The organism is Desulfocicer niacini, assembly GCF_054657595.1.
The window spans coordinates 1-223 of the sequence record NZ_BAAHYK010000242.1; the positions used below are offsets into that span (position 1 = coordinate 1).

Here is a 223-nt window from a genome sequence, read left to right on the forward strand (position 1 = left end):
GGATAAGGCGTCTGCTTTTTCCATGTTTTTGCTGGGCCTTAGAATGTCACAGTACTGCAATGCCGTCAGTCGTCTCCATGGCCACACGGCCCGAAAGATGTGGGCGCATATGTGGCCGGGCCTTCCGGAAAATGAGATCCCCATCTCCCATGTGACCAACGGTATCCATGTATCCACCTTTATCTCTCCTGAAATCTGGCCCCTGTTTGAAAGATATCTGGGG

General features: G+C 52.0%; 1 protein-coding gene. It reads left to right on the top strand.

The genetic code is table 11. The features are described 5' to 3' along the window. Positions 1 to 223, top strand: a 223-nt coding sequence (locus ACYQ2M_RS25580) for a hypothetical protein (RefSeq protein WP_459919211.1), incomplete at both ends; no start/stop codon positions are given.